Here is a 23,618-nt window from a genome sequence, read left to right as displayed (position 1 = left end):
CCCCACTCCGGGGTACAGCACTGACGGGTGACACCCAGGGGACCGATAGCCCCTGTCGTGACCGAGACCCTGCCCGCGCCCGAGGTGTACGACTTCGCGCGCCCGTCGACGCTCGCCCGCGAGCACGCCCGGGTCCTCGAACTCGCCTTCGAGACCTTCGCCCGGCAGTGGGGCACGCAGCTGACCGCGAAGGTCCGCGTCGTGAGCCAGGTCACGAGCGAGCAGGTCCAGATGATGACGTACGACGAGTACGCCGCGTCCCTGCCCGCCCTCACCGGCATGGCCCTGCTGCCGATCGCCGACACGACCCCGAAGGGCGTGCTGCAGGTCCCGCTGGACGCCGCCCTGACCTGGGTGTCGCACGCGCTCGGCGCCGCGAAGCCGCTGCCGACGCCCGAGCGCACCTTCACGCCCATCGAGCAGGCCCTGGTCCGCAAGATCGTCGAGGACGCCCTCGACGACCTGCGCTACTCGTTCGGCGGTCTGCTCGTGCACGACGTCGGCGTCGGCGGGTTCCAGTACAACAGCCAGTTCGCCCAGGCCGCGCAGAAGGGCGACCTGATGATCGTCGCCTCGTTCAGCATCCGCGTCGGCGACCGCATCGCCCCCGGCACGCTCGCGCTCCCCGCCGAGGCCGTCCTGCCGCAGCTCGGCGAGACCCAGGCCACGGTCACCGCCGCCGATGCCCGGGCCCTGCTCGACGCGCAGCTGGCGGGCGTCCCCGTCGGCGTGTCGCTGCGCCTGGCACCCGCGGCGGTCCTGCCGTCGCAGGTCCTCAGCCTGGCCGTCGGCGACGTGCTCCCGCTGCCGCACCCGCAGCACCGTCCCCTCACCATCACGGTCGACGGCGAGCCCGTCGGCACCGCCGCCGTCGGCGCGAACGGGTCCCGCCTGGCCGGCATCGTCGTCACCACCACATCGGAGCAGCCCGCATGACCGCCACCACCTCCCTGCACACCGGCGCCGCCGAGGCACTCGCCCTCCAGCTCCCGACGGCGGCTCCGCTCCGCGCGCTCGCCCTGCCTGGAGGCGCGACCTCCGCCGTCCTCGAGGCCGCGGTCGACGGGGTGGTCGCGTCCTTCGTCGGTGGACGCTCCGCCGACCTCGCCCTGGTCCTCACCGACCTGGACGGCGTCGCCGCCGCGGGCGGCACCGAGCACGGGCTCGTCGACGTCACGGACGTCCTGCGGCCCTCGCTCGAGGCCGCCGCGTCGCTCCTCGGCGTCGGGGTGCTCGGTGCCGCTCGACGGGAGTCGGCCGCGTCGCTGTTCGCCGACCCGGAGACCGTCGTGTTCGAGCTCACCGCGGGCGGCATGCCCGGCGGCTGGTTCGGCATCCGCGTCCGCGAGAACGGCACCGTCGGGCAGGCGTCGGCGCAGACCGTCCTGAGCATCCCGACCGGCAACCTCGGCCGCATCAACAACGTCGAGATGACCCTCACCGTCGAGATCGGCCGCACCCGGATGTCCGTCCGCGACGTCCTCGGCATGGAGCCCGGCGCCGTCGTCGAGCTCGACCGCTCCGCCGGTGCCCCCGCCGACGTGCTGCTCAACGGCCGGCTGATCGCGCACGGCGAGGTCGTCGTCGTCGACCAGGACTACGCCGTGCGCATCACCAAGATCCTCGACGTCGCCGAGACGGTCTGACCCCCGGTGGACACGCTCGTCATCGCCCTCCGCGTCGCGCTCTCGCTCGGCGTCGTGCTCGCCCTGATGTGGGTGCTGCACCGACGCATGGCGAAGGGCCAGTTCGGCGCGGCGAAGAAGCCGCGCGGGCGTCGCTCCGCCGTGGTCGAGGTCGTCGCCCGACAGGGGATCGGCGGCAAGGCGAGCGTCGTCGTCGTGGACGTGGCGGGGGAGCGCCTGGTGCTCGGCGTCACCGAGTCCGGAGTTTCCCTGCTCACCAGCGGCGCCGCTCCGGCGCCGGAACTGACCATCGTGACCGGACCCGTGCAGCTGCCGGTGCGTCCAACCCCGTCGGCCGAGGCGTTCCGTCAGGAACTGGCCGCGCAGGACGACGCGGCCACGAGCCTCCCGTCCGCCGCGCCCGTCGAGTCGGTCGCCGACGCGCTGCCGATGCGTCCCCGGAACCGCGCCCGCCGCGCCACCGTCGTGCCGACGTCGACGCAGCTGCAGGGCTCGATCCTGTCCGGCGAGACCTGGCGCCAGGCCGCCGCCGCGGTCCGCTCCCGGCGGGCCGGGTGACCGCCGCGCGCGCCCGCGTCCTGCTCCTCGCGATCCTCGGGGTGGCGATGGTCGCCGGGTTCCTCATGCTCACGACGACCGGCGCCCACGCTGCCGGCGTGGTGCAGCCGACCGCACCCGCGACGCCCTCCGCGCCGGCGGCGCCGTCCACCGGCGGCTTCTCGGTGAACGTCAACGGCCCCGACGGCACGCCGTCCTCGGCGGTCGTGACGCTCATCGGGATCACGCTGCTGAGCATCGCCCCGGCGCTCATGCTCATGATGACGTCGTTCACGAAGATATTCGTCGTCCTGGCGATGACGCGGAACGCGCTCGGGCTGCAGTCGATCCCGCCGAACCAGGTCATCGCGGGGCTGGCGCTGTTCCTGTCGCTGTTCGTGATGGCCCCGGTGATCGGGCACATCAACGACGACGCGCTGCAGCCCTACCTTGCGGGCCACCTCGACTTCCAGCAGGCCGTCGACATCGGCACCAAGCCGCTCCGGACCTTCATGCTGCACCAGACGCGCGAGGAGGACGTGGCGCTCATCACCCGTGCCGCGGGCCTGGCAAACCCGAAGGACCTCGACGCGGTGCCGATGACCACCGTCATCCCGGCGTTCATCATCTCCGAGCTCCGCAGCGCGTTCATCATCGGCTTCGTCATCTTCATCCCGTTCCTGGTCATCGACCTGGTGGTGTCGGCGGCGCTGATGTCGATGGGCATGATGATGCTCCCGCCGGTGATGATCTCGCTGCCGTTCAAGATCCTGCTGTTCGTGCTCGTCGACGGGTGGGGGCTCATCATCAAGTCGCTCATCGAGAGCTACCAGGTGGTGCACTGATGGACCAGCAGGCCGTCATCGACCTCGTGCTGCAGGCGCTCATCGTCGCCGGCAAGCTCGCCGCCCCGGTGCTCGTCACCTCGCTCGTCGTGGGCTTCGCGATCTCGCTGTTCCAGTCGGTCACCCAGATCCAGGAGGTCACGCTGTCGTTCGTGCCGAAGGCCCTCGCGGTGGCCGTCGCACTGGTCGTCTGCGGCAACTGGATGATCTCCGAGATGATCGGGTTCACGCACTTCGCGTTCGACCAGATCCCGAAGCTGCTCGGGGTCGGCTGATGGACCTGACGATCGACTTCGACGCCCTCGAGGGCACGATGCTCGCGGGCGTCCGCATGATCGCGTTCTTCCTCATCGCCCCGCCGTTCTCGTACAAGGCGTTCCCGGCGACGGTGAAGCTCATCCTGGCGCTCGGGCTCGCCATCGGTGTCGCCCCCCGGGTCACCGCCGGGTACGTGTCGTTGGACACGGGCGCGTTCCTGGTCGCCCTCGTGACGCAGCTCACCGTCGGCCTGGTCCTCGGCTTCCTGGTGTACCTGGTGTTCGCGGCCGTGCAGTCGGCCGGTGCGCTCATCGACCTGTTCGGTGGCTTCACGCTCGCCCAGGCCTACGACCCGCAGTCCCAGGTGAACGGTGCGCAGTTCACCCGGCTGTTCCAGATGGCCTCGCTCGCGCTGCTGTTCGCGTCCGGCGGCTACCAGCTCATCGTCGGCGGGCTGGTCCGCTCGTTCGACGCCGTGCCGCTCGTCGGCGGCTCCGTCCCGCTCGGTGGCGTCGCGGGGATGCTCGTCACCGCGCTCTCGCAGATGTTCCTGTCGTCGCTGCAGATCGCCGGCCCGCTGGTCGTCGTGCTGTTCCTGGCCGACGTCGGGCTCGGCCTGCTCACGCGCGTCGCCCCCGCACTCAACGCCTTCCAGATGGGCTTCCCGATCAAGATCGGCCTGACGGTGATCTTCGCCGGGGCGCTGTTCATGGCGCTGCCCGCCGTCGTGTCGAGCCTGACCGGCGACGCCGTGCAGGCCATCTCAGGGCGGGGGTGAGCATGTCTGACAGCGGTGAGAAGTCCGAGAAGGCCACCGACAAGCGGATGCGCGAGGTCCACAAGAAGGGCCAGCTCGGCCGCTCCCAGGACCTCGGCGCGTGGATCGGCATCGCCGTCGCCGCGCTCATGATCCCGTCGACGATCGGTCGCGCGGCGGCGGCCGGGCAGTCCCAGCTCGACGCCGTCCGGGTCGTCATCGCCGACCCGACGATCGGCACGATGCGCGGGGTGCTCGACGACGCGCTCGGCTCGATCGGTGCGACGCTCGGTCCGATGCTGCTCGTGGTGCTGGTCGGCGTCGCGGCAGCTGCGGTCGCGCAGGGCGGGGTCCACTTCCGCTCCCTGGCCCCGACGCCGGAGCACTTCGACCCGGTGCAGGGCATCAAGCGGGTGTTCGGCACCCAGGCGCTCTGGAACGGTGTGAAGGCGCTCGTGAAGACCGCCGTCGTCGGGCTGGTGCTCTGGTTCGCGGTGCAGGGGCTGGTCCCCGTGCTCATGACGAGCGGGTCGCTGCCGCTGAGCGCCGTGCTGTCCGCCGCGGGCGAGGGCGCCGGGACGCTGCTGCGCGCGGCGATCGCGGCCGGGCTCGTGCTGGCGGCGCTCGACGTGTTCGTCGTGATCCGCCGCAACCGCAAGCGCACGATGATGACCAAGCGCGAGGTCAAGGACGAGAACAAGCAGTCCGACGGCGACCCGCACGTGAAGGGCCAGCGTCGGTCCCGGCAGCTCGCGATGAGCCGGAACCGGATGATCCAGGCGATCCCCACCGCCGACGTCGTGATGACGAACCCGACGCACTACGCCGTCGCGCTCAAGTACGAGCCGGGCAAGTCGGCACCGCGGGTCGTCGCGAAGGGCGCCGGGCCGGTCGCCGACCTGATCCGCGAGCGCGCGACCGAGGCCCGCGTGCCGATCGTGCAGGACGTCCCGCTCACCCGGGCGCTGCACGCCGCGTGCGAGCTCGGACACGAGGTCCCCGTCGACCTGTACACGCCGGTCGCCAGGGTGCTGTCCTTCGTGATGGCGCTCAGGTCCCGGGGCGCAGCGGCCGGCACCCACGCGCCGCCACGACCCACCACGCCGGACGAGGTCGCCACCGTCCTCGACCCGGCCACCCTGACCGGGGACCTCCGCCCCCGCAGGCTCCGGACACCCCGCCCCACCGCTCCGCCCGTCGCTCCGCCCGCCGCCCGTTCGACCGAAACCCAGGGAGTCCCCGCATGAACCGCAAGGACCTGCCGAAGCTCGCCGTCCCGGTCGCCATCGTCGGCATCATCCTGCTGCTGATCCTGCCGGTGCCGTCGTTCCTGCTGGACTTCCTGATCATCTGCAACATCCTGCTCGCGCTGGTGATCCTGCTGACGACGCTGTTCGTCAAGAAGCCGCTCGACTTCTCGGTGTTCCCGTCGCTGCTGCTCGTCGCGACCCTGTTCCGCCTCGGCCTCAACGTGGCGTCGACCCGGCTGGTGCTCGGACAGGGTTTCGCCGGTGACGTCATCCAGGCGTTCGGGCACGTCGCGGTGTCCGGGTCGATCATCATCGGCGCGGTCATCTTCCTGATCCTCATCGTCATCCAGTTCGTCGTCGTGACGAAGGGTGCCGAGCGCGTCGCCGAGGTCGGTGCCCGCTTCACGCTCGACGCGATGCCCGGCAAGCAGATGGCGATCGACGCCGACCTGAACGCCGGGCTCATCACCGACGCCGAGGCGAAGGAGCGCCGCGCGTCGGTGTCCGCCGAGGCCGACTTCTACGGCTCGATGGACGGTGCGTCGAAGTTCGTCAAGGGTGACGCCATCGCCGGCATCCTGATCATCGTCATCAACCTCATCGGCGGCATCGCGATCGGCATGCTGCAGAACGGGCTGTCGGTCACCGACGCGCTGTCGAAGTACGGCATCCTGACGATCGGCGACGGCCTCGTCACCCAGATCCCGGCGCTGCTCATGGCCGTGTCCACCGGCATGATCGTGACCCGCTCGGGCGCCGAGTCCGAGATGGGCGCATCGGCGGCGACGCAGCTCGGCCAGTCGAAGAACGCCCTGCTGATCGCCGGGGTCGCCGCGATCGCGATGGGCTTCATCCCCGGCATGCCGATCCTGCCGTTCCTGCTGGTCGGCGGCACGCTGCTGTTCACGGGCTGGCGGATCGGCCGGAACGCCCAGCGCGCGGAAGCGGCTGCCGAGCAGCAGCAGGCGCTCGAGGCCGCAGCCCCGTCCGGCGACACCCCCGAGGACCTCATCGAGCAGATGCGCGTGCACGCCCTGGAGATCCTGCTCGCACCAGACCTCGTCGACATGGTCTCCGGCGCCTCGGACGACCTGCTCGGCCGTGTCCGTGCCCTGCGCCGCAAGATCGCCCTGGACATGGGCGTCGTGGTGCCGCCGGTCCGCACGCGCGACAGCATCGAGCTCCCGCCGTCGACCTACGCGATCCGCATCGCCGGGGTCGAGGCCGGCCGTGGGACCGCCCCCGCCCGCAGCGTCCTGGCCCTCGGTGACCAGCTCGACGGCCTGCCCGGCGACCCGACCGTCGAGCCGGTCTTCGGCCTGGCGGGCAAGTGGGTGCCGGCCGAGCTCCGGCACGCCGCCGAGATGACCGGGGCGACCGTGATCGACCGCGTGTCCGTCCTCGTCACGCACCTGCAGGCCGTGATCGGTGACCACGCCGCACGCCTGCTCACGCGCGAGGACGTCAAGGTCCTGACCGAGGGCGTCAAGCAGGTCAACCCCGCCGCCGTCGAGGAGCTCGTGCCCGGCATGCTCTCGATGGCCGAGCTCCAGCGCGTGCTGCAGGGGCTGCTCGCCGAGCGCGTCCCGATCAACGACCTCGGCCGGATCTGCGAGGCGCTCACCCTGCGTGCGAAGGTGTCCACCGACCCCGAGGGCCTGGTCGAGGCCGCCCGCGCCGCGCTCGGTCCCGCCCTGCCGGCGCGACACCTCGACGAGGGCGTGCTGCGGGTCATCATGATCGACCCGCTGCTGGAGCAGTCGATGCTCGAGGGGCTCCGACCGTCCGAGCAGGGATCGCAGATCATGCTCGACGCGCACCGCATCGAGCAGGTGCTCGGCTCCGTCCGCGATGCCGTCCGCAGCGTCGAGGACCAGGGGCTGTCCGCCGTGCTCGTCTGCGCGCCGCAGCTCCGCCCCGCCGTGCACCGGATGGTGTCGGCTCAGTCGAACGGCCTGGCGGTGCTCTCCTACCAGGAGGCCACCGCCGCGGGCTCCACCATCGAGACCGTGGGAGTGGTCCGTGCCGCCGACCCGATTGCAGCGTAGCGCCGCCACGCTCGACGCCCTGCGCGACGCCGTCCGCACCGAGTTCGGGCCCGGCGCCCGGATCGTCAGCGCCGAACGCGTCACGAGCGGTGGCATCGGCGGACTGTTCCGCAAGGCCCACGTCGAGGCCACCGTCGAGGTGCCGGCACCGTCCGATCCTCCGATCGCGCGCGTCGCCATCGCGGACGGGCCGGTCCAGCGCATCGGGATCGCCGCGCTGCTGGCAGACGCCGAGGAGGCCGAGGCCCGCATCGCGATCCACGACGGCACGTCGTCGGCCCGGGCGGACGCGTTCGCGTCGGTGCTCGACGGCTTCGTCGCCGACGGCATCGCGCCGGCACCGCGGCCGGTCCTGGTCGCCGCTCCGGCGGCCGTCGACGCGACCCCGTCGGTCGGCGACGTGCCGGCCGGGGCCGAGCCGGGCCTCCCGTCCGTCCTGACGCCCGCCTTGACGCCCGTCCTGCCTTCGGTCCTGCCGGGAGGCGCCACCGTCGTCGCCGACGTCGTCCCGCTCGTACCGCGTCCCACCCCGGCCGCGGTGCGGGCGCCGGTGCCGGCCGTCTGCTCGGCCGACGGCGACCTGGTGCTGCTGGTCGGACGCACCGCGGACGTCGACGCCGCAGCCGGCGCGTTCGCCGCGCGCCACGGTCTGCGGGGGACCGACGCGCAGGACCGGCGCAGCGGGATCCTGGCCCGGGCGGAGGGCGTCCGCGACGGGCACGCCCTGCTCGGTTTCGCCGGGTGGGACGACGCGGCCGCGCTCGAGGGACTGGTGCCGGACCAGGTGTGGGTCGTCGTCGACGCCGGACGCAAGCACGAGGACAGCCGCGCGATGCTGCACGCCGTCGCGGCACGCGTGGCCGTCGCCGGTGTGGTCGCGATCCGGTCCGCCGAGACCGCGACGCCCGAGACCGTCGACGCGCTCGGGGTCCCGGTCGTCCGCCTCTGACGCCCGCGGCGCGGGGGCTGCTTGCGACACGCGGGACCGGGCGTTGGCTAGGCTGAGCGGGTGCTGGTACTCACGCGGAAGGTCGGCGAGCGGATCCTCATCGGTGACGACATCGTCATCACGGTGCTCGACTCCCGGGGGGACGGCGTGCGCATCGGCATCGACGCGCCCCGTGGCGTGAAGATCCAGCGCGAAGAGGTCGTCCGCGCGGTGACCGAGGCCAACGTCGAGGCGACGCAGGCAGCGTCGGCCGACGCCGAGGCGCGCCTGCGTGCCGCACTCGGCGGGACGGCGCCGATGCCGACCGACCCGCCTGCATCGGGCACGTCGTCTGCCACCTGATCCCGCTTCACACCCCCTGACGGACATCGCACCCCGTCAGGACGGGGTGCGACGTCCGTGGCGGGGTGCGATGTGGCGCCTCGGTCAGGCGCGGGGCTTCTTCTCCTGCTCCGGCAGGCGTCCGGCGGCACGCTCCGCCGCGAACCACGCGTGCGCCTCGTCCTGCCGCGCCTGTTCCTCGCCGAGGGCGATCGGTGCCCGCACGTGGCCCGGCTCGTACCCGAACGTGTCGAGCAGCTGCGGGACGATCGGTCGCAGGCGGGCGATGAGCCGGTCGACGTAGGCCGACACCGCACGAGCGCGCTGCGCCGAGAGCCGCCCGTGCACCAGGTACCACGACAGGTGTTGCTCGAGCAGGCCCAGGGCGAACAGGTCGCGCAGCCACACCAGGGCGCGCCGGGTGTCCCCGGGGGCGACCTCGTCGATCGCGGCGGTGAACGCATCCCACTGCATCAGCTCGGCGTGCGCCTTCGCGGCCTCGATCAGGTCGTGCTGCGAGCGGTTCAGGATCTTCGCCGCTCGGGCCCGGTCCTTGCCGGCGGCGGCCAGGCGCATCCCGATCTCGGTCACCATCGTGTCGACGCGGCCGGCGAGCAGCGCCCGCTGGACGGCGGGGTCGCGCAGGTCGGTGACGCTGGCGGCCAGTGAGCCGCGGTCCTTCGCCGTCTGGCCGAGCCGTCGCAGCCCCGACGCGTCCGCGAGCTTCGCACCGACCTGGGCGGCGACGAACTTCGCCGTGCTGGTGGCGTCGCGGGGTGCACGCTTGCGGAAGTCCGTCAGCAGGCGCTTGCCGACGAGCTGCAGCAACACCGTGTTGTCGCCCTCGAACGTCACGTAGACGTCGAGGTCGGCGCGCAGGCTGGTGAGCCGGTTCTCGGCGAGGAAGCCGGCACCGCCGCAGGCCTCGCGGCACTCCTGCAGCGTGTCGAGGGCGTACCACGTGGACATCGACTTGAACGCCGCGGCCTGGGTCTCGAGGTCCTCGCGCCGCTCGGGGGTGTCCTGGCGTCCGCTGAACACGTCGTCGAAGGTGCGGAGCAGCTGCTCGTGGGCGAAGGACTGCGCGAACACGGTCGCCAGACGCGGGATGAGTCGACGCTGGTGCCGGCCGTAGTCGAGCAGGACGCCCTCGTCGCCGCCGTCGGTCGGGAACTGCCGGCGCTGCATCGCGTAGGTCAGCGCGATCTGCAGCCCGATCTTCTGCGCGACGACCGCAGCGCCGTCGAGCGACACCCGACCCTGCACGAGCGTGCCGAGCATGGTGAAGAACCGGCGTCCGGGGGAGTCGATCGGCGAGGAGTACGTGCCGTCCTCGGCGACGTCGCCGTACCGGTTCAGCAGGTTGGTGCGCGGGACGCGGACGTGGTCGAAGTGCAGCCGGCCGTTGTCGATGCCGTTCAGGCCGCCCTTGACGCCGTCGTCCTCGCCGCCGACACCGGGAAGGAACTCCCCGTCGTCGTTCCGCAGCGGGACGTAGAACGCATGCACGCCGTGGTCGACGCCCTGCGTGACGAGCTTGGCGAACACGACGGCGGCCTTGCCGTGCAGCGCGGCGTTGCCGATGTAGTCCTTCCACGCCCCGCGGAACGGCGTGTGCACGACGAACTCCTGCGTTGCCGGGTCGTACGTGGCGCTCGTGGCGATGCTCTGCACGTCGGAACCGTGGCCGGTCTCGGTCATCGCGAAGCAGCCGGGGACGTCGAAGTCGATGATGCCGGGCAGGAACTCGCGGTGGTTGCGCTCCGTGCCGAGGTGGTGCACGGCCGAGCCGAACAGGCCCCACTGCACGCCGGCCTTGATCTGCAGGGACGGGTCGGCGGTCGTCAGCTCCTCGAACGCTGCGAGGTTGCCGCCGTGGTTGTCGTGGCCGCCGAACTCCAGCGGGTACGGCCGCTGGATGGCGCCGGCCTGTTGCAGGATGCGGAGCTGGTCGAACGCGCGGGCGCGGTGCTCGTGGTTGGTCAGGCCCTCCACCTTGTGCAGCGCGGGGTCGAGCACCAGGCGGCGCGAGATCCGACGGTCCTCGGCCCAGCGCCCGAGCAGGTGCTCCGCGAGCAGTTCGACGTCGATGTGCAGGTCGGTGTGCGTCCCGCCCACCGGGGTCCCCGCTGCCGGGTCGCCGGCAGCGTCGGCCTTCGGGGCGGACACCCCCGAGCTCGTCGCGGTGGCGCGGGTGGTGGGTGCGGTGTCGACCATGGGAGCCCTCCTGGACAGCGGTGTTGCTCCACTCAACCTAGGCACGCCGCACGGACGGTGCATGTGAGCGGTGCGGTGACGACAAGTCGGGCGGCAGACGTCCGGGCGATGGTCGTGGGAACCCCACAACGTGATGGTGCGCTGCTGCGCTGCTGCGCTGCTGCGCCGCTGCGCCGCTGCGCTGCTGTGCCGCTGTGCTGCTGTGCCGCTGTGCCGCTTCCCGCGTCGTGAGCCTCGCTCGGCGATTGGGCGGGATCCGCGCACGGCGGGCACACTGGAGCGCATGTCACGTACCACCCCCGCTCCGCACACGAAGCGCGAGCGGACCTTCTTCGGCCAGCCGTTCGAGCTGTCCACCCCGTTCGCCGTCGAGCTGTGGGAGCGCTTCTCGTTCTACGGCATGCAGGGCATCGTCCTGATCTACATGTACTACACGGTGTCGCGCGGCGGCCTCGGCGTGGACGAGACGGTCGCCGCCGGCATCATGGGTGCCTACGGCGGCGCGGTGTACCTCTTCACGATCCTCGGTGCGTGGATCGCCGACCGACTCGTCGGTGCGGACAAGACCCTGTTCGGCAGCGCCATCGTCGTGATGTGCGGGCACATCGCCCTCGCCGTCCTGCCAGGCGTCACCGGCGTCGGCGTCGGCCTGGTGCTCATCGCGCTCGGCTCCGGCGGGCTCAAGGCCACCGCGACCACCATCGTCGGCAGCCTGTACTCGAAGGAGGACCCGCGCCGCGACGCCGGCTTCTCGCTCTACTACCTCGGTGTCAACATCGGCGCGTTCTTCGGCCCGATCCTCACCGGACTGCTGCAGAGCTCGCTCGGCTTCCACTTCGGGTTCGGGCTGGCCGCGGTCGGCATGGCAGCGGGGCTGATCCAGTACGGCATCCGACGCCGCAACCTGCCGGACGCCGTGCAGCACGTGTCGAACCCGCTCGACCGACGTCGGTACCCGGTCGTCGCCGTCGGCGTCGTCGTCGGGCTCGCCGTCATCGTCACCGCGGTCCTGACCGGGCTGCTCAACGTCGGCAACCTGCCCACCGTCGTCGTCGCGATCGTCATCCTGGCGACCATCGGCTACTTCGTCGTCATCCTCACCAGTGGCATCACGCGCGACGAGCGCTCCCGCGTGCTGGCCTTCATCCCGCTGTTCATCGCCAGTGCCGTGTTCTGGTCGCTCTACCAACAGCAGTTCACCGTCGTGACGATCTACTCCGACCAGCGGCTGAACCGCATGGTCGGCGGGTTCGAGATGCCCGTGTCGTGGGTGCAGTCGATCAACCCGATCATGATCATCATCCTGTCCGGGGTCTTCGCCGCGCTCTGGACCCGCCTCGGCGAGCGCCAGCCCTCGACGCCGACCAAGTTCGCCCTGGGCACCGGCATCATGGGCATCGCGTTCCTGCTGTTCCTGCCGTTCGTCGGCACGGGGGAGAACGGCACGCCCGTGCTCGTGCTCGTCGGCATCCTGCTCGTCTTCACGATCGCCGAGCTGCTGCTGTCCCCGATCGGCCAGTCCGTCGCGACGAAGCTCGCGCCGCCGAAGTTCCAGACCCAGATGGTGGCCCTGTTCTTCCTGTCGGTGTCCCTCGGCACCGCCGTCACGGGTGTGTTGTCGAAGTACTACGACCCACGGAACGAGGCCCCGTACTTCACCGTCCTCGGGCTCGTCGCGGTCGTGGTCGGCGTGCTGCTGTTGATCGGCGCCAAGCCGGTGCTGCGCCTGATGCGCGGCATCCGCTGACCCGTCCGGTAGCCTGGAACCAGCCCCGCCCGGACCCTCGCGAACACAGGAGAAACACCATGCTCGAACTCGTCGGCGCGATCATCATCGGCATCGGCGTCATCGGTGGCATCGGCACCTGCATGGCCCTCGGCGCGATGGCCAAGAGCGGCTCCGAGGAGTACTAGGCCTCGTACCGGTCCGGCTCGACCGGCACCAACTGACGACTGAGGACGGTCGCGCGCTCGAAGGGGCCGCGGCCGTCCTTCGTGTACACGGGCTCGTCGAAGGCGACGGTCCACGACAGCGGCTCGCCGACGCCCGGGTAGCCCACGATCTGGTTGCCGCCCGGCGCCACGATGAGCCCGATCGGCTCCGGGCTGCCATCGCCCTCGACCCAGTGCTCACCGCCCCCGTCCGCCGCGGGCACGACGCGCACGAGTGCCCCGATCCCGAGGCCAGCACCACCGGGCTGGTCGGCGTCGGGCGTGGGGCGGCGCTTCCGGTTCCAGATCACGCCCGTACCGTACCGCGTCACCCGGTGCGGTCCGCTGCGTGCCCGCGCCGGTGCCGACCGGTGCCGCCGTCGCGCGACACGCCGCAGGCGTGGCGCTGAGGTCGCACGTCGTGCCGCTCGAGCGTCGCCGCGGCGGCCGCTTGCGCGACCTCGGCGGACGCGAGCGGCGTGTTCCGCGACCCCGAGACGCTGCCGGAGCCGCCACCGGTCGGACGGGAGGCACGGTGCCAGCCTGCACCGTGCCTCCCGTCCGGCGTCGGTAGCCGCTGCTCCGGGGCCGGCGCTGACTGGTGCCGAAGTCGCGCGACACGCCGCGGGCGTGCCGCCGAGGTCGCACGTCGTGCCGCTCAGGCGGCGCGGCGGCGGCCGCTTGCGCGACCTCAGCGGACGCGAGCGGCGTGTTCCGCGACCTCGGGGACCGGGCGGAGCCGCCACCCGAAGGACGGGAGGCTCGGTGCCAGCCCGCACCGTGCCTCCCGTCCGGGGTCGGTCGCCGCTGGACTTGACCGGTGCCAACCGGTGCCGAAGTCGCGCGACACGCCGCAGGCGTGGCGCCGAGGGCGCACGTCCTGCCGCTCACGCGGCGCCGAGGCGGCCGCTTGCGCGACCTCGGCGGACGCGAGCGGCGTGTTCCGCGACCCCGGGAAGCCGGCGGAGCCGCCACCCGTCGGACGGGAGCCGACCCCGTCCCGCAGGGACGGGCGCGGGCATCACAGGTCAGACGGCCGCGGGCTCCTCGCGCCGGATCTCGGTGATCGACGAGTGGCCCGTTTCGGGGTGCTTGCGCATCGACAGCAGCCGCTCCATCGCGGGCTCCAGTGCCGTGACCTTGTCGAGCGGCGCACTCACCACGAGCTGGAAGCCCAGCCGGAGCCACGCCGTCACCGCACGCCCGGCGAACTCCGAGTCCGCCTTGATGAAGGCCTCGTCGAGGAACACCGGTGCGAACCGGGGTCGGGGCCGGGTCTCGTCGCCGAGCTGGTAGCGCAGCGCCGCCCCGACGATGAAGGCCACGAGCTCCTGCGTCTCACCACCGGACTTGTCGCCGAGGGACGAGTAGACGCCGAGGTCCTCGCCCGCGGTGTCGTACCGGACCGCGGTGATCTCCATGTGCCGCCGGACGTCGAGCACGGCGTCGCGCTGCGAGGTCCGAGCGCCTCGGGGCACGGACGCGTCGTGCCGGATGACGGCCATGAAGCGCCGGAGTCGCCGGAAGCGGGTCTCGAGCACGTCGTCGGTCAGCTCGGCGTCGACCGAGGCGGACAGGGCACGGAGCTCGCGGCGGAACTGCGTGACGTCCTCGCGGGTGACCCGGCGGATGACGATCTTCAGCCGGTCGCGGTTCGCACCGAACGGCAGGTCGCGGAGGATCTCGTTGACGGGTTCGAGCCGCTCCTCGATCTCGACGACGGCGCGGTCGAAGGCGCCGGCGAGCGGGACGAGGTCCTCGCCGCTCCACTGCGACAGTCGTCGGCGCCACTCGCTGCGACGGGCGTGCAGGCCGGTCGCGACGATGTCGTCGAGGATCGCGCGGTAGTCGGGGTAGGACGCGACGCCGGTGCCGAGGTTCGGGTCCGGCCAGGCGTCCTGGTAGCGCTGGAACGTCATCGTCAGCGTGTTCGAGGCCGCGGCGGCACCGTCGAGGGCCTGGGACAGCCGTTCCTCGAGGCGTCGGCGGAGTCGGCGGGTCGCGTCGTCGAAGCCGTCGACCCCGTCCGGGGCGCCGACCTCGTCGAACGTCTCGGCGAGCAGTCGTGCCTGTTCCCCGTCGGGCAGGGCGTCCGGAGCGGACTCGAAGCGCGCCAGGATCTCGGCGGCCGCGTCCTGCCCGTCGACGAGCACGGCGTGCCGCTCCTCGAGTCGCTGCACCGACACCCGGGCGGCGGCGCGGCGGTCGGCTGCCTCGTCCAGGGCACCGCGGAGCCGGGCGACCGAGGCGCGCAGGGCGCGGAGGCCGTCGTCGGCGGCGAGCAGTGCGTCCCGCTCGGTGGACAGGCGGGCGAGCGACTCGTCCACGCCGGCCAGGTCGATCGACTCCCACGTCGTGTCGACCACGTGCTGGTGGGCGGCGCGCAGGGCGTCGAGCGCGGCGATGTCCTGCGCGACGTCGGTGCGCCGGGCCTCGAGCGTCGCGAGGTCCTGCGCGATCGCGGCCAGCTCGGTCTCGACCGCGCCGACCCGGGCCTCGTTCGTGAAGCCGATGACGTTCGCCTGGCGACGGTCACCGTGCGCACCACGTCGGCCGTCGCGGAGCTGCCCGGACTCGGTCACACGACGACCGACGTCGCCGGACCGCCCGCCGAGTTCCGCCGCGGACGCCACGCACCGCGCGTCGATCCGGTCGGACTCGATGCGCGAGCGCACCCACGTGCTGAAGGGGGAGTCCTTGATCGCCAGCTTGCCGGACACCATCGCCGGGTCGCCGTCGACGTCCAGGTGCGGCCCGCTCGGCACGCCCTCGAACTGCACCCGGACGGGGATGCGCAGGGCGTCGATCGCGGCGCTGAAGTCGTCGAGCCGGTCCTGGTCGACCAGCAGCGTGCGGGCGACCGGCGCGAGCACGGACTCGATCGCCGTGCGCCAGCGCTCCTCGCCGGGCAGGACGTCGAGCAGCTCGGCGACGAAGGGCAGCGATGCCGGGTCCATGCCGGCCGCCTGCGCCATCGCCACGCGGGCCTCGTGCATCGGCAGCGGCATCGCACCCTGGCGGTGCTCGAGCGACTGCCGCTCCTGCCGGAGGGACCGCTCGCGGTCGAGGAGCGGGTACTCCTCGCGGGTGAGCGCGTCACGGCGGCCGTCGAGCGCGTCGCGGGCGTCGCCGTACGTGCCGAGGAACTCGTGGGACGCCCGCTGTGCCGCGACGAAGTCCCGTTCCGTCGACGTGGGCGCTCCGAGCACGTCGGTCCGCGACGCGAAGGCCTCCCGGGCACGCGCCACCGTGGCGCGCTCGCGGGTGCGCCGGTCGATGCGGTCCTCGAGCTGGGCCAGGGCGTTGCCGCCGGAGTCGCGGAGGCGTCCCTCGGCCTCGCGCAGTTCGACCTCGACGGCGGCGTGCCGTGCCGACGCGGCCTCGACCTCGGCGCGTCCGGCGGTGCGGGCCCGGCTGTTGCGTGCCACCTCGTCGTCGAGCAGCTCCCGCTTGCGCGTGGCGGTCCAGTGCGCGAACGGGGAGACCTCGGCGTCGGTCGCGATGCCGTCGAGTGCCGCGGCGGCCGACCGGGAGCGTTCGATCTCCAGGTGCAGCTCGGTGATCGGCGCGAGGATCCGGACCTTGCGCTCCTCGGTGTCCATCGCCTCGTACGCCTCGTCGAGCGCCGCGAAGTGCGCGAGCGCGCGGTCGGCCGCCTCGTAGGTGCCGGGGGTCTCGAGCACCAGGGACTTGTACATCGAGTCGACCGTCGGCATGTGCTGCCCGGCCTGGATGCGCGCGAGCAGGCGCATCGCGCGGTTGCCGCCACCGGAGTCGCCGATGCCGAGCCGGGTCTGCAGTGTGTAGGCGAGCTCCTGGTAGGTGTCGCGGATGACGAGCCCGGGCACGCGACCGGTCAGCTCGAGGTGGTTGAAGCGGCCTGGCACGAAGTCCTCGAGCCGCCGCAGGTCGAAGTCGTCGTCGACCGTCGCCATCGTCATCTGGATGTCGCCGACCCCGCGTGCCCGCTTCGGGACGACGTACGCCCGCAGCACCGTGAAGCGCCGCTCGTCGTCGTTGCGGAAGGTCACGGCCGCCGCACCCCACGTCGCCGACTCGTCGCCACGCAGGTTCACGTCGCGCAGCGCACCGGACTCCGGGTCGCGGCGCGTGTCGACCTTGCCGCGCAGGTACGTCAGCAGGTTCCGCTGGTCGGCGCTGCGCGCCCGTCCGGTCGTCGCGTCGTTCGAGGCGCCGTTGAACGGCACGTCGGACGGCATCATCACAGCCAGGTACGCGTCCATCAGCGTCGACTTGCCGGTGCCCGAGGCGCCCGAGATCAGCGTCGCGGTCCCGGACAGCTCGACCTGACGGTGGCCGTGGAAGCCGCCCCAGTTGACGACCTGCATGGACTCGGCCCGCCACTGCGCGACGGTGTCGAAGAGCGCCGGCATGCCGGCGGTGTCGGTGCGGTGGTCGCTCACGCGGACTCCTCGTCTTCCTGCTCGTCCGGCTGGTCGTCGGGCTGGTCGTCGGACGGGAGGCCCGGCCCGGCTCCGTCAGGCGCCCCGGCTCCGTCGGTGGTCGCGTTCGCGGTCGTGCTCGCCAGCCAGGTGTCGAGCTCGCGCAGGCGCTCGAGCGGCAGCAGCACCTCGACGACGCTCGCGATCCGGAAGCGGTCCGGGTCACTCGTCTTCAGCAGCACGCGCGCAGTGACGAGACGCTCGACGGCCTTCGCCACGCGGCCCTCGTCGCGGGTGCGGTCGGTCGCCGTCGCCGGACGGAAGCCCGCCACGTGCCCGAGGATCTCGGACCGGTCGACCACGACCTGGTCGAGTCCGGGCCGGGCGTCGGCACGCAGCCGCATCCGCAGGTAGACCAGGACGATCGTCTCCTCGCGGGTGTACGGCACGTCGCGCAGCAGGGTCGGGAACCCGCGGCGCTGGCTCTCCGACCGTGCCTGCCGCTTCCAGGCGACCTCGCGGGTGCGGTCGACGTGGAGTTCGAGGAACAGGTCGTTGAGCCGCGAGCGCAGCTGGGCCTCGGCGTCGAGGACCGCGCGCCACTCGTCGGCGTGGGTGCGTGCACTGACGTACGAGTGCCGCAGCAGGGCGACGAACGCGCGACGCTGGGGCTCGTCGAGACGACCCTCGTCGCCCTCGAACAGCGCGAAGCTCGACGCGTCGCGCTCGGTCTCGTCGAGGGGCTCCCCGTCGTCGAACGGAGCTGCGTCGTCGAACCGAGCTGCGTCGTCGAACTCGGCCGTGTCGTCGGAGTGGGCCGACGTCGTGTCGCTCACCGGGCCTCCAGGCTGTCGTCGTCTGCCGGTGCCGCGCCGTTCAGGCGGGCGGTCGGCATGGTGAAGGTGACCGTCGACCCGTCCGGGCGCACCGCGTGGTGCGCGACGGTCGTGTCGCCGGTCTCGAAGTCGGGGCGTCCCGTGAGCAGGTGCGCCAGGCCGAACAGCTCGACCGGTCGACGCTGCTCGGGCGGCAGGCCGTGGAAGGCAGCGGCACTCGTGGTGGCGTCGGAGCGCAGCGCGTTCCGGAGTTCCTGCAACAGCGGCCCGCCGTGGCTCCGCAACGAGGCGACGTCGAGGTCGTCGAAGACGTCGTCGTCGGGTTCCTCGATGGGAGGGGGGACGGCTTCGGCGTCCGGGTCGTAGAAGCGCTCGCGCAGCGTGCCGACCTCGGCGACCGGGGGGAGCAGGCCGAGCGGGATGCGCTCCCGGGTCGCGCCGGAGCCCATCAGCGTCGCCAGGCCGCGGTTCACACTGCGCAGGACCGCGTCGAGCTCGCGGTCACGGACCACGTCGTGCGCGACGATCTGGTCGCGCAGGGTGCCGGTCAGCAGGCGTCGCTGGGCCAGCACGTCCTCGATGCCCTGCCGCAGGATGCCGACGGTGTTGCGGAAGGTGCGCCGCTCGGTGCTGCTGAGCGACTCGGCGAACGGGTGTTCCAGGATGGTGGCGATGTCCTCGCGCAGGCGCAGGAGCAGGGCGTCGTCGCGCAGGAGCTCGAACGCCCCCTCGAACGCGCGGCCCTCGGGCGTCGCCTGCATCAGCGTGTCGGTGCGGGCGAGGTAGTCGTCGAGGACCTCGCCGATCGGACGGACCTCGTTCCGGAAGTCCTCGACGATCTCGCGGTGCATGGAGGCGACGGCCTCTTCGACGCGCTTGAAGTCGCTCGGCAGCTGACGGATCAGGTCGGTGATGTTCGCGTAGCCGTCGCGCATCCGGTCGTCGTCGACCGCCGCGGGCTCCTCGCCGCTCGCGACACGGTCTCGCTCCGCCTGCAGCTGGGCAATCTGCGCGTCGAGCCGGCGGATCTGCACGTCCGGGTCCGGCTCGGCGCGGGCGGCCCACCGGTGCACCGCGTCGACGATCATCGCCAGGCGGCTCTCGCTGATGAGCGCCCGGTCGGAGGACAGTGCGTCCACCAGGCTCAGGGCCTCGAGGGCGTGGCTGGTCAGGGAGTACTGCTCGTCGCCGTCGGGGGAGTTCGAGCGGACCAGCCACTGTGCGGCGACCCACTCACGGCAGAGGGCGCGGCCGTTGGGCTTCGGCTCCGGCCCTGGGTCCGTGTCGGTTGCCGGGTCCGTTGCCGCGGTGGTGGCTGATCGCTGGGTCTCGGTCGATCGCTGGGTCTCGGTCGTCTGCAGGCGGGCGACGTGCTCCTCGACCTGCAGGTGCATCCGCTCTGCGGGGACGTACTGCACGTCGCGGTCGAACACCGTGCGGAACACGGCGAGGACGACACTGCTCGTCGGGCGGGACATCAGCCGGAGTGTCGGACGGTCGAGCACCGCGCGCACGCGGGCGTACTCGAGGTCGACGTCGGTCATGCTGCCCCTGCTGATCGGTTCCGGGATGCAAAGAGCCCGACGCGTCTGCGTCGGGCTCTTGGTGGTACGTGGGCGATACCAGACTCGAACTGATGACCTCTTCGGTGTGAACGAAGCGCGCTACCAACTGCGCCAATCGCCCCTTGCACTTGCGTGCGGATCGATAGTAGCGGATGCGGGCGGTGGTGCCGAACCGCGTGTCGCACTCGCGCGCGTCGCGGTTCGTGGGCGCAGGCTTCGGGGTCGCGCTCTGCGCGGGTTGAGCCGGGGGGTCCGCTTGGTGCTGGGTTGTGGACACGGTGCGAGGGACCAAGCCCGCACGGTGTCCACAACTGCGCACGGTGCGTGGGTTCGACCGTGCCCTGACCCGCCACGGAGCGCATGAACTCGGGGGACACGCCCGGTGAACGGCGATGGTTTTGGCGGAAGCGTCGGGATTCGTATAGAGTTCACGACGTCGCCGCGAGAGCGGGCCGGCAAACGAACAGGACTCCGGTCGTGTTCTGCGGATGTGGCGCAGTGGTAGCGCATCACCTTGCCAAGGTGAGGGTCGCGAGTTCGAATCTCGTCATCCGCTCGAGTTCCAGTCCCCTCGGGGGCCGGATTCTCACCAGAGGGTATCCCACCGTTCGGGTACTCACGGAGACGTGATCCTCGATGGTGGGGTGGCCGAGAGGCTAGGCAGCGGCCTGCAAAGCCGTCCACGCGGGTTCGAATCCCGTCCCCACCTCCACGGATGTCTCTCTCTGGGCGATTGGCGCAGCGGTAGCGCGCTTCCCTGACACGGAAGAGGTCACTGGTTCGATCCCAGTATCGCCCACCACGAATCATCAGCACGACGAAGCCCCCGGCAGGACCACCAGGTCCGGTCGGGGGCTTTCGTCGTCGCCCCCGTCACGGACCCACGACGTCGACCAGGCGCCGCGCGCACCGTAGGGTTCCGGTCATGACCGCTGGCGCAGACCTGGTAGGGACGCTCGGGCACACCCTCCTCGGCGTCGGCCTGCTCGTCGCCGTCGTCACGGTGCTCCTGGTCGTCACCAGGGCCGACGCGCCGTGGTCGCCTGCGCTGGCGATCGTGCGCGGTGCCGCGCAGCTCGCCGCGATCAGCCTGGTGCTGACCGGGATCATCCAGTCGCCGCTGTTGATCGCGGCAGCGCTCGCGGTGATGTTCTCGGTGGCGGTCTGGACCGCCGCGCGGCGGCTCGGACCGCTGCGGCAGACTGCATGGCCGGTGGGTGCTTCGATGGCTGCCGGGATCCTCCTGGCCGGTGCCGTCGTGTTCGTGACCGGCGCGATCGAACTCAGCCCGCGGTACGCGTTGGCGGTCGGCGGCATCGTGATCGGCAACGCGATGACCATCGCGACGATCAGCGGTCGGCGGTTCCGCGAACTCGTCGACGACCAATGGGACGAGGTGGAGGGATGGCTCGCGCTCGGCGCGCCGCCACGGCAGTCGACGGCGCGGCTGGTGCGGCGTGCGGTGAGCGCGGCACTCGTGCCCACGGTCGACCAGACGCGGACGACCGGGCTGGTGACGCTGCCCGGCGCGTTCGTCGGCGCCGTGTTCGGCGGCGTCTCGCCGTTGGAGGCCGGACGGTTCCAGATCGTCGTGCTCGCGGCGATCATGGCCGCGGGCGCGACCACCGCGGTCGCACTGACACGGTGGCTCGCGCCGGTCCGCACCCGCCCGGTGATGCACGGATGACCTGGACACCCCGCCTGCCGGATCACGCACGCGCACGTCGGTCCGTCCTGCCGTCGTCGGCGGTTCCTGGTTCGCTGGGCGCATGAGCACACCCGACTCCACGACGGCGAGGCGCACGTCGGTGGTCGGCGGTGCCCTGGCGCTCGCGGTGACGTTCGTGATCGGGTCGCTCCTCGGCACGAGCGGGGTGGTGTGACGTGGCGAACATCCTGGTGGTCGAGGACGATCCGGAGATGGGGACGCTCGTCGAGCGCGGCCTCGTCGACGAAGGCCACACCGTGACCGTCGTGACGGACGGCGTCTCGGCGCTGGTCCAGGTGCGTGCGCACCGGTTCGACGCCGCCGCCATCGACGTCATGCTGCCGGAGATGACCGGCTTCGAGGTGTGCCGTCGACTGCGCGAGATGGGCGAGGACCTCCCGGTCGTGCTGGTCACCGCCCGCGACGCCCTGGACGACCGCGTGTTCGGGCTCGACTCCGGCGCCGACGACTACCTGACCAAGCCGTTCGCGATCGCCGAGTTGAACGCGCGGCTCCGGGCCCACCTGCGGCGTCGGGCGGCCGGCTCGGCGACGGTGGTCGAGGCCGGGTCGGTCCGACTGGACACGATCGCCGTGCGGGCGTCGGTCCGGGGCGGTGACCTCCCGCTCAGCGTCAAGGAGTTCTCGCTGCTGCGGTTCCTGATCCAGGGCTCGCCCGCGCCGCGCACCCGCGCCGAGGTGCTCGCCGAAGTGTGGGGGAGCGCGGACCACTTCGACCCGACCATCGTCGACCAGTACGTCAGCTACGTGCGGAAGAAGCTCGGTGCTGCCGGGGCCGACGTGGTGATCCGCACGGTCCGCGGCGTCGGCTACGCGCTCGAAGTGGTCACATGAGGGTCGTGCGGCGCCTCTCGATCCGGGCACGTATCACCCTCGGCAGCCTGTTGGTCGGTGCGGTCGTGCTCAGCGGCGTCGCGGTGGTCCTGCACGTGCAGATCGAGCGCGCGACGATCGCGACGGACGCCTCGCTCGCTGCTGGTGACGCTGCCCCGTTCGTGTCCGACCTCCGGCACAACCCCGACGAGGCGCCCGACCGGCCGTCCGAGGACGTGATGGTCGGCATCCGCGACGCGTCCGGGGGCTGGCGGGTCGACTCGCTCCCGCGTGACGTGCGGGCAGCGCTGCCCGCCGAGCAGCCGCAGCGCGACGTCACCCTGCGACTGCACACCGGCCAGCGAGCCGTGACCGTGGTCGGCATCCCCGTCGCCCACGAGGACGGGACCGTCGTGGTGTGGGCCGCGCACGACGGCCGCGCCGGGGCGGAGACCCTCGCCCGCGTCGACCGGTCGCTGGTGCTCGGGACCGTGCTGGCGTTGCTCGCCTTCGGCGGGACCGCCTGGCTCCTGACCACCCTGGCGCTCCGACCCGTCGGGCGGATGCGGCGCCGGGCCGAGGAACTCAGCGACGGCGCGGTCGACGGCAGCCTGCCGGTCGGCACGACGGACGACGAGCTCGCGGCGCTGGCGCGGACGCTCAACGCCTTCATCGAGCGGCAGCGGGAGAACACGCGGCGCGAGCGCCAGATGGTCTCCGACGCCAGCCACGAACTCCGGACCCCGCTCGCCGCGCTCACCGCCCGGCTCGAGCTGGCCCACCGGTCTACTGGCGACGCGGCCGCGCTCGAACGCGCCCTCAGCGCCGCCGAAGGCGACGCCGCGCGTCTGGTAGCACTGGCGACCACCCTGCTCGAGCTGAGCCGCCTCGACGAGTCCGCCGCGCCTCCGGCCACGACCAGCGCGGCCCTGGTGTCCGAGCTGATGGACGCGATCGACCGCGCCCGCGCGTTCGGTGGCGCCAGGACCCGGGACATCGACTTCACCGCGACGACCCCGGACCCGGACGCGCGGTACGCGGTGGAACCGGCTTCGTTCGCCCGGGTGGTGGACAACCTCGTCGCGAACGCGATCGCCGCGGGCGAGGTCGGCGGCGTCGTGCGGGTGACCCTCGAGCAGGACGCGTCATCGGTCCTGCACCTGCGGGTGGTCGACGACGGGCACGGCGTGCCGGAACACTTCCTCCCGCAGGCCTTCGAACGCTTCGCCCGCGCAGACACCGCGCGACGCGCGGTGCTCGGCGGCAGCGGACTGGGCCTGGCACTGGTGCGGGGCGTCGCCGAACGTGCGGGCGGGTCCGCGTCGCTGCGCAACGGCGAGCGGGGCGGCGCGGTCGCCGCCGTCGCGTTGCCGCCGGTCTGACCGGGGCCGGACAGGAGGCCCGGCTCGACTCCGGCACAGGTCGCGCGGCCCAGGCACACGAGGATCCCGCGCGTTCACTCGAGATCTCGAACGAAGGGCAGGCCCCGTTCCGGGTCCACACATAGGACGGG

The 23,618-nt window shown here is 72.2% G+C and carries 19 protein-coding genes and 4 tRNA genes; 17 read left to right on the top strand and 6 right to left on the bottom strand.

Annotated elements, in window-relative coordinates:
* Positions 1–57 precede the first annotated feature (57 nt).
* The 10 genes from BIU90_RS14445 to csrA are packed head-to-tail and all read left to right on the top strand — an operon-like array spanning position 58 to position 8,632.
* Positions 58–936, top strand: a complete 879-nt coding sequence (locus BIU90_RS14445) for a flagellar motor switch protein FliM (protein ID WP_071300856.1) — start codon at positions 58–60, stop codon at positions 934–936.
* Positions 933–1,646, top strand: coding sequence for a flagellar motor switch protein FliN (gene fliN / locus BIU90_RS14440; RefSeq protein WP_071300855.1), 714 nt, complete (start codon positions 933–935; stop codon positions 1,644–1,646). The genes BIU90_RS14445 and fliN overlap by 4 nt, the downstream gene beginning before the upstream one ends.
* A 6-nt stretch (positions 1,647–1,652) precedes the next feature.
* The gene (locus BIU90_RS14435) at positions 1,653–2,204 is read left to right on the top strand and encodes a flagellar biosynthetic protein FliO (protein WP_071300854.1); all 552 of its coding nucleotides are present in this window, start codon (positions 1,653–1,655) and stop codon (positions 2,202–2,204) included.
* Positions 2,201–3,028: a flagellar type III secretion system pore protein FliP gene (gene fliP, locus BIU90_RS14430; RefSeq protein ID WP_071300853.1), complete on the top strand. Its 828-nt coding sequence runs from the start codon at positions 2,201–2,203 to the stop codon at positions 3,026–3,028. Before BIU90_RS14435 ends, fliP begins: the two co-directional genes overlap by 4 nt.
* On the top strand, positions 3,028–3,303 hold the full coding sequence (gene fliQ, locus BIU90_RS14425; RefSeq protein WP_056124776.1) for a flagellar biosynthesis protein FliQ: 276 nt from the start codon (positions 3,028–3,030) through the stop codon (positions 3,301–3,303). The genes fliP and fliQ overlap by 1 nt, the downstream gene beginning before the upstream one ends.
* A complete protein-coding gene (locus tag BIU90_RS14420; RefSeq protein WP_071300852.1) occupies positions 3,303–4,064 on the top strand; it encodes a flagellar biosynthetic protein FliR in 762 nt (253 codons plus the stop codon). Before fliQ ends, BIU90_RS14420 begins: the two co-directional genes overlap by 1 nt.
* Before the next feature lie 2 nt (positions 4,065–4,066).
* On the top strand, positions 4,067–5,290 hold the full coding sequence (locus tag BIU90_RS14415) for a flagellar biosynthesis protein FlhB (protein WP_083403973.1): 1,224 nt from the start codon (positions 4,067–4,069) through the stop codon (positions 5,288–5,290).
* Positions 5,287–7,341, top strand: a complete 2,055-nt coding sequence (locus BIU90_RS14410) for a flagellar biosynthesis protein FlhA (protein ID WP_071300851.1) — start codon at positions 5,287–5,289, stop codon at positions 7,339–7,341. Before BIU90_RS14415 ends, BIU90_RS14410 begins: the two co-directional genes overlap by 4 nt.
* Positions 7,316–8,290: a hypothetical protein gene (locus tag BIU90_RS14405; protein WP_071300850.1), complete on the top strand. Its 975-nt coding sequence runs from the start codon at positions 7,316–7,318 to the stop codon at positions 8,288–8,290. Before BIU90_RS14410 ends, BIU90_RS14405 begins: the two co-directional genes overlap by 26 nt.
* A 60-nt stretch (positions 8,291–8,350) precedes the next feature.
* Positions 8,351–8,632 (top strand): carbon storage regulator CsrA, encoded by a 282-nt coding sequence (gene csrA / locus BIU90_RS14400; RefSeq protein WP_071300849.1) that lies wholly within the window; start codon positions 8,351–8,353, stop codon positions 8,630–8,632.
* A gap of 84 nt (positions 8,633–8,716) precedes the next feature.
* On the opposite strand, the gene BIU90_RS14395 is transcribed toward csrA, so the two are convergent.
* On the bottom strand, positions 8,717–10,828 hold the full coding sequence (locus BIU90_RS14395) for an acyl-CoA dehydrogenase (protein WP_071300848.1): 2,112 nt from the start codon (positions 10,826–10,828) through the stop codon (positions 8,717–8,719).
* Between the two features lie 283 nt (positions 10,829–11,111).
* Here BIU90_RS14395 and BIU90_RS14390 point away from each other — a divergent pair, with 283 nt between their 5' ends.
* A complete protein-coding gene (locus BIU90_RS14390; protein WP_071300847.1) occupies positions 11,112–12,575 on the top strand; it encodes a peptide MFS transporter in 1,464 nt (487 codons plus the stop codon).
* A gap of 163 nt (positions 12,576–12,738) precedes the next feature.
* Here the strand turns inward: BIU90_RS14390 and BIU90_RS14385 are convergent, their stop codons facing one another.
* From BIU90_RS14385 to BIU90_RS14365, 5 genes are all read right to left on the bottom strand, one after another.
* A complete protein-coding gene (locus BIU90_RS14385; RefSeq protein ID WP_083403972.1) occupies positions 12,739–13,071 on the bottom strand; it encodes a hypothetical protein in 333 nt (110 codons plus the stop codon).
* A 717-nt stretch (positions 13,072–13,788) separates the two neighbouring features.
* Positions 13,789–17,184 carry an ATP-binding protein gene (locus BIU90_RS14380; RefSeq protein WP_071300846.1) on the bottom strand — a complete coding sequence of 1,132 codons (3,396 nt, stop codon included), beginning with the start codon at positions 17,182–17,184 and terminating at the stop codon, positions 13,789–13,791.
* Positions 17,181–17,999, bottom strand: coding sequence for a DUF4194 domain-containing protein (locus BIU90_RS14375; protein ID WP_071300845.1), 819 nt, complete (start codon positions 17,997–17,999; stop codon positions 17,181–17,183). The genes BIU90_RS14380 and BIU90_RS14375 overlap by 4 nt, the downstream gene beginning before the upstream one ends.
* A complete protein-coding gene (locus BIU90_RS14370) occupies positions 17,996–19,543 on the bottom strand; it encodes a DUF3375 family protein (RefSeq protein ID WP_071300844.1) in 1,548 nt (515 codons plus the stop codon). The genes BIU90_RS14375 and BIU90_RS14370 overlap by 4 nt, the downstream gene beginning before the upstream one ends.
* 69 nt (positions 19,544–19,612) lie before the next feature.
* Positions 19,613–19,685: transfer RNA gene (locus BIU90_RS14365), tRNA-Val, on the bottom strand.
* A gap of 363 nt (positions 19,686–20,048) precedes the next feature.
* On the opposite strand from BIU90_RS14365, the gene BIU90_RS14360 reads away from it, so the two are divergent.
* From BIU90_RS14360 to BIU90_RS14335, 6 genes are all read left to right on the top strand, one after another.
* A tRNA-Gly gene (locus BIU90_RS14360) sits at positions 20,049–20,120 on the top strand.
* 82 nt (positions 20,121–20,202) lie between these two features.
* A tRNA-Cys gene (locus BIU90_RS14355) sits at positions 20,203–20,276 on the top strand.
* Between the two features lie 15 nt (positions 20,277–20,291).
* A tRNA-Val gene (locus tag BIU90_RS14350) sits at positions 20,292–20,366 on the top strand.
* Between the two features lie 123 nt (positions 20,367–20,489).
* Positions 20,490–21,251 (top strand): ABC transporter permease, encoded by a 762-nt coding sequence (locus tag BIU90_RS14345; protein WP_071300843.1) that lies wholly within the window; start codon positions 20,490–20,492, stop codon positions 21,249–21,251.
* Positions 21,252–21,448: 197 nt separating this feature from the next.
* Positions 21,449–22,126: a response regulator transcription factor gene (locus BIU90_RS14340; protein WP_083403971.1), complete on the top strand. Its 678-nt coding sequence runs from the start codon at positions 21,449–21,451 to the stop codon at positions 22,124–22,126.
* A complete protein-coding gene (locus BIU90_RS14335) occupies positions 22,123–23,487 on the top strand; it encodes an ATP-binding protein (RefSeq protein ID WP_071300842.1) in 1,365 nt (454 codons plus the stop codon). The genes BIU90_RS14340 and BIU90_RS14335 overlap by 4 nt, the downstream gene beginning before the upstream one ends.
* The last annotated feature ends 131 nt before the right edge of the window (positions 23,488–23,618 follow it).

The organism is Curtobacterium sp. MCBA15_001 (assembly GCF_001864835.1).
Classification (GTDB): Bacteria; Actinomycetota; Actinomycetes; order Actinomycetales; family Microbacteriaceae; genus Curtobacterium.
The sequence above is the reverse complement of the archived record's forward strand: the minus strand, read 5'-3'. Positions and strand labels throughout refer to the sequence as shown.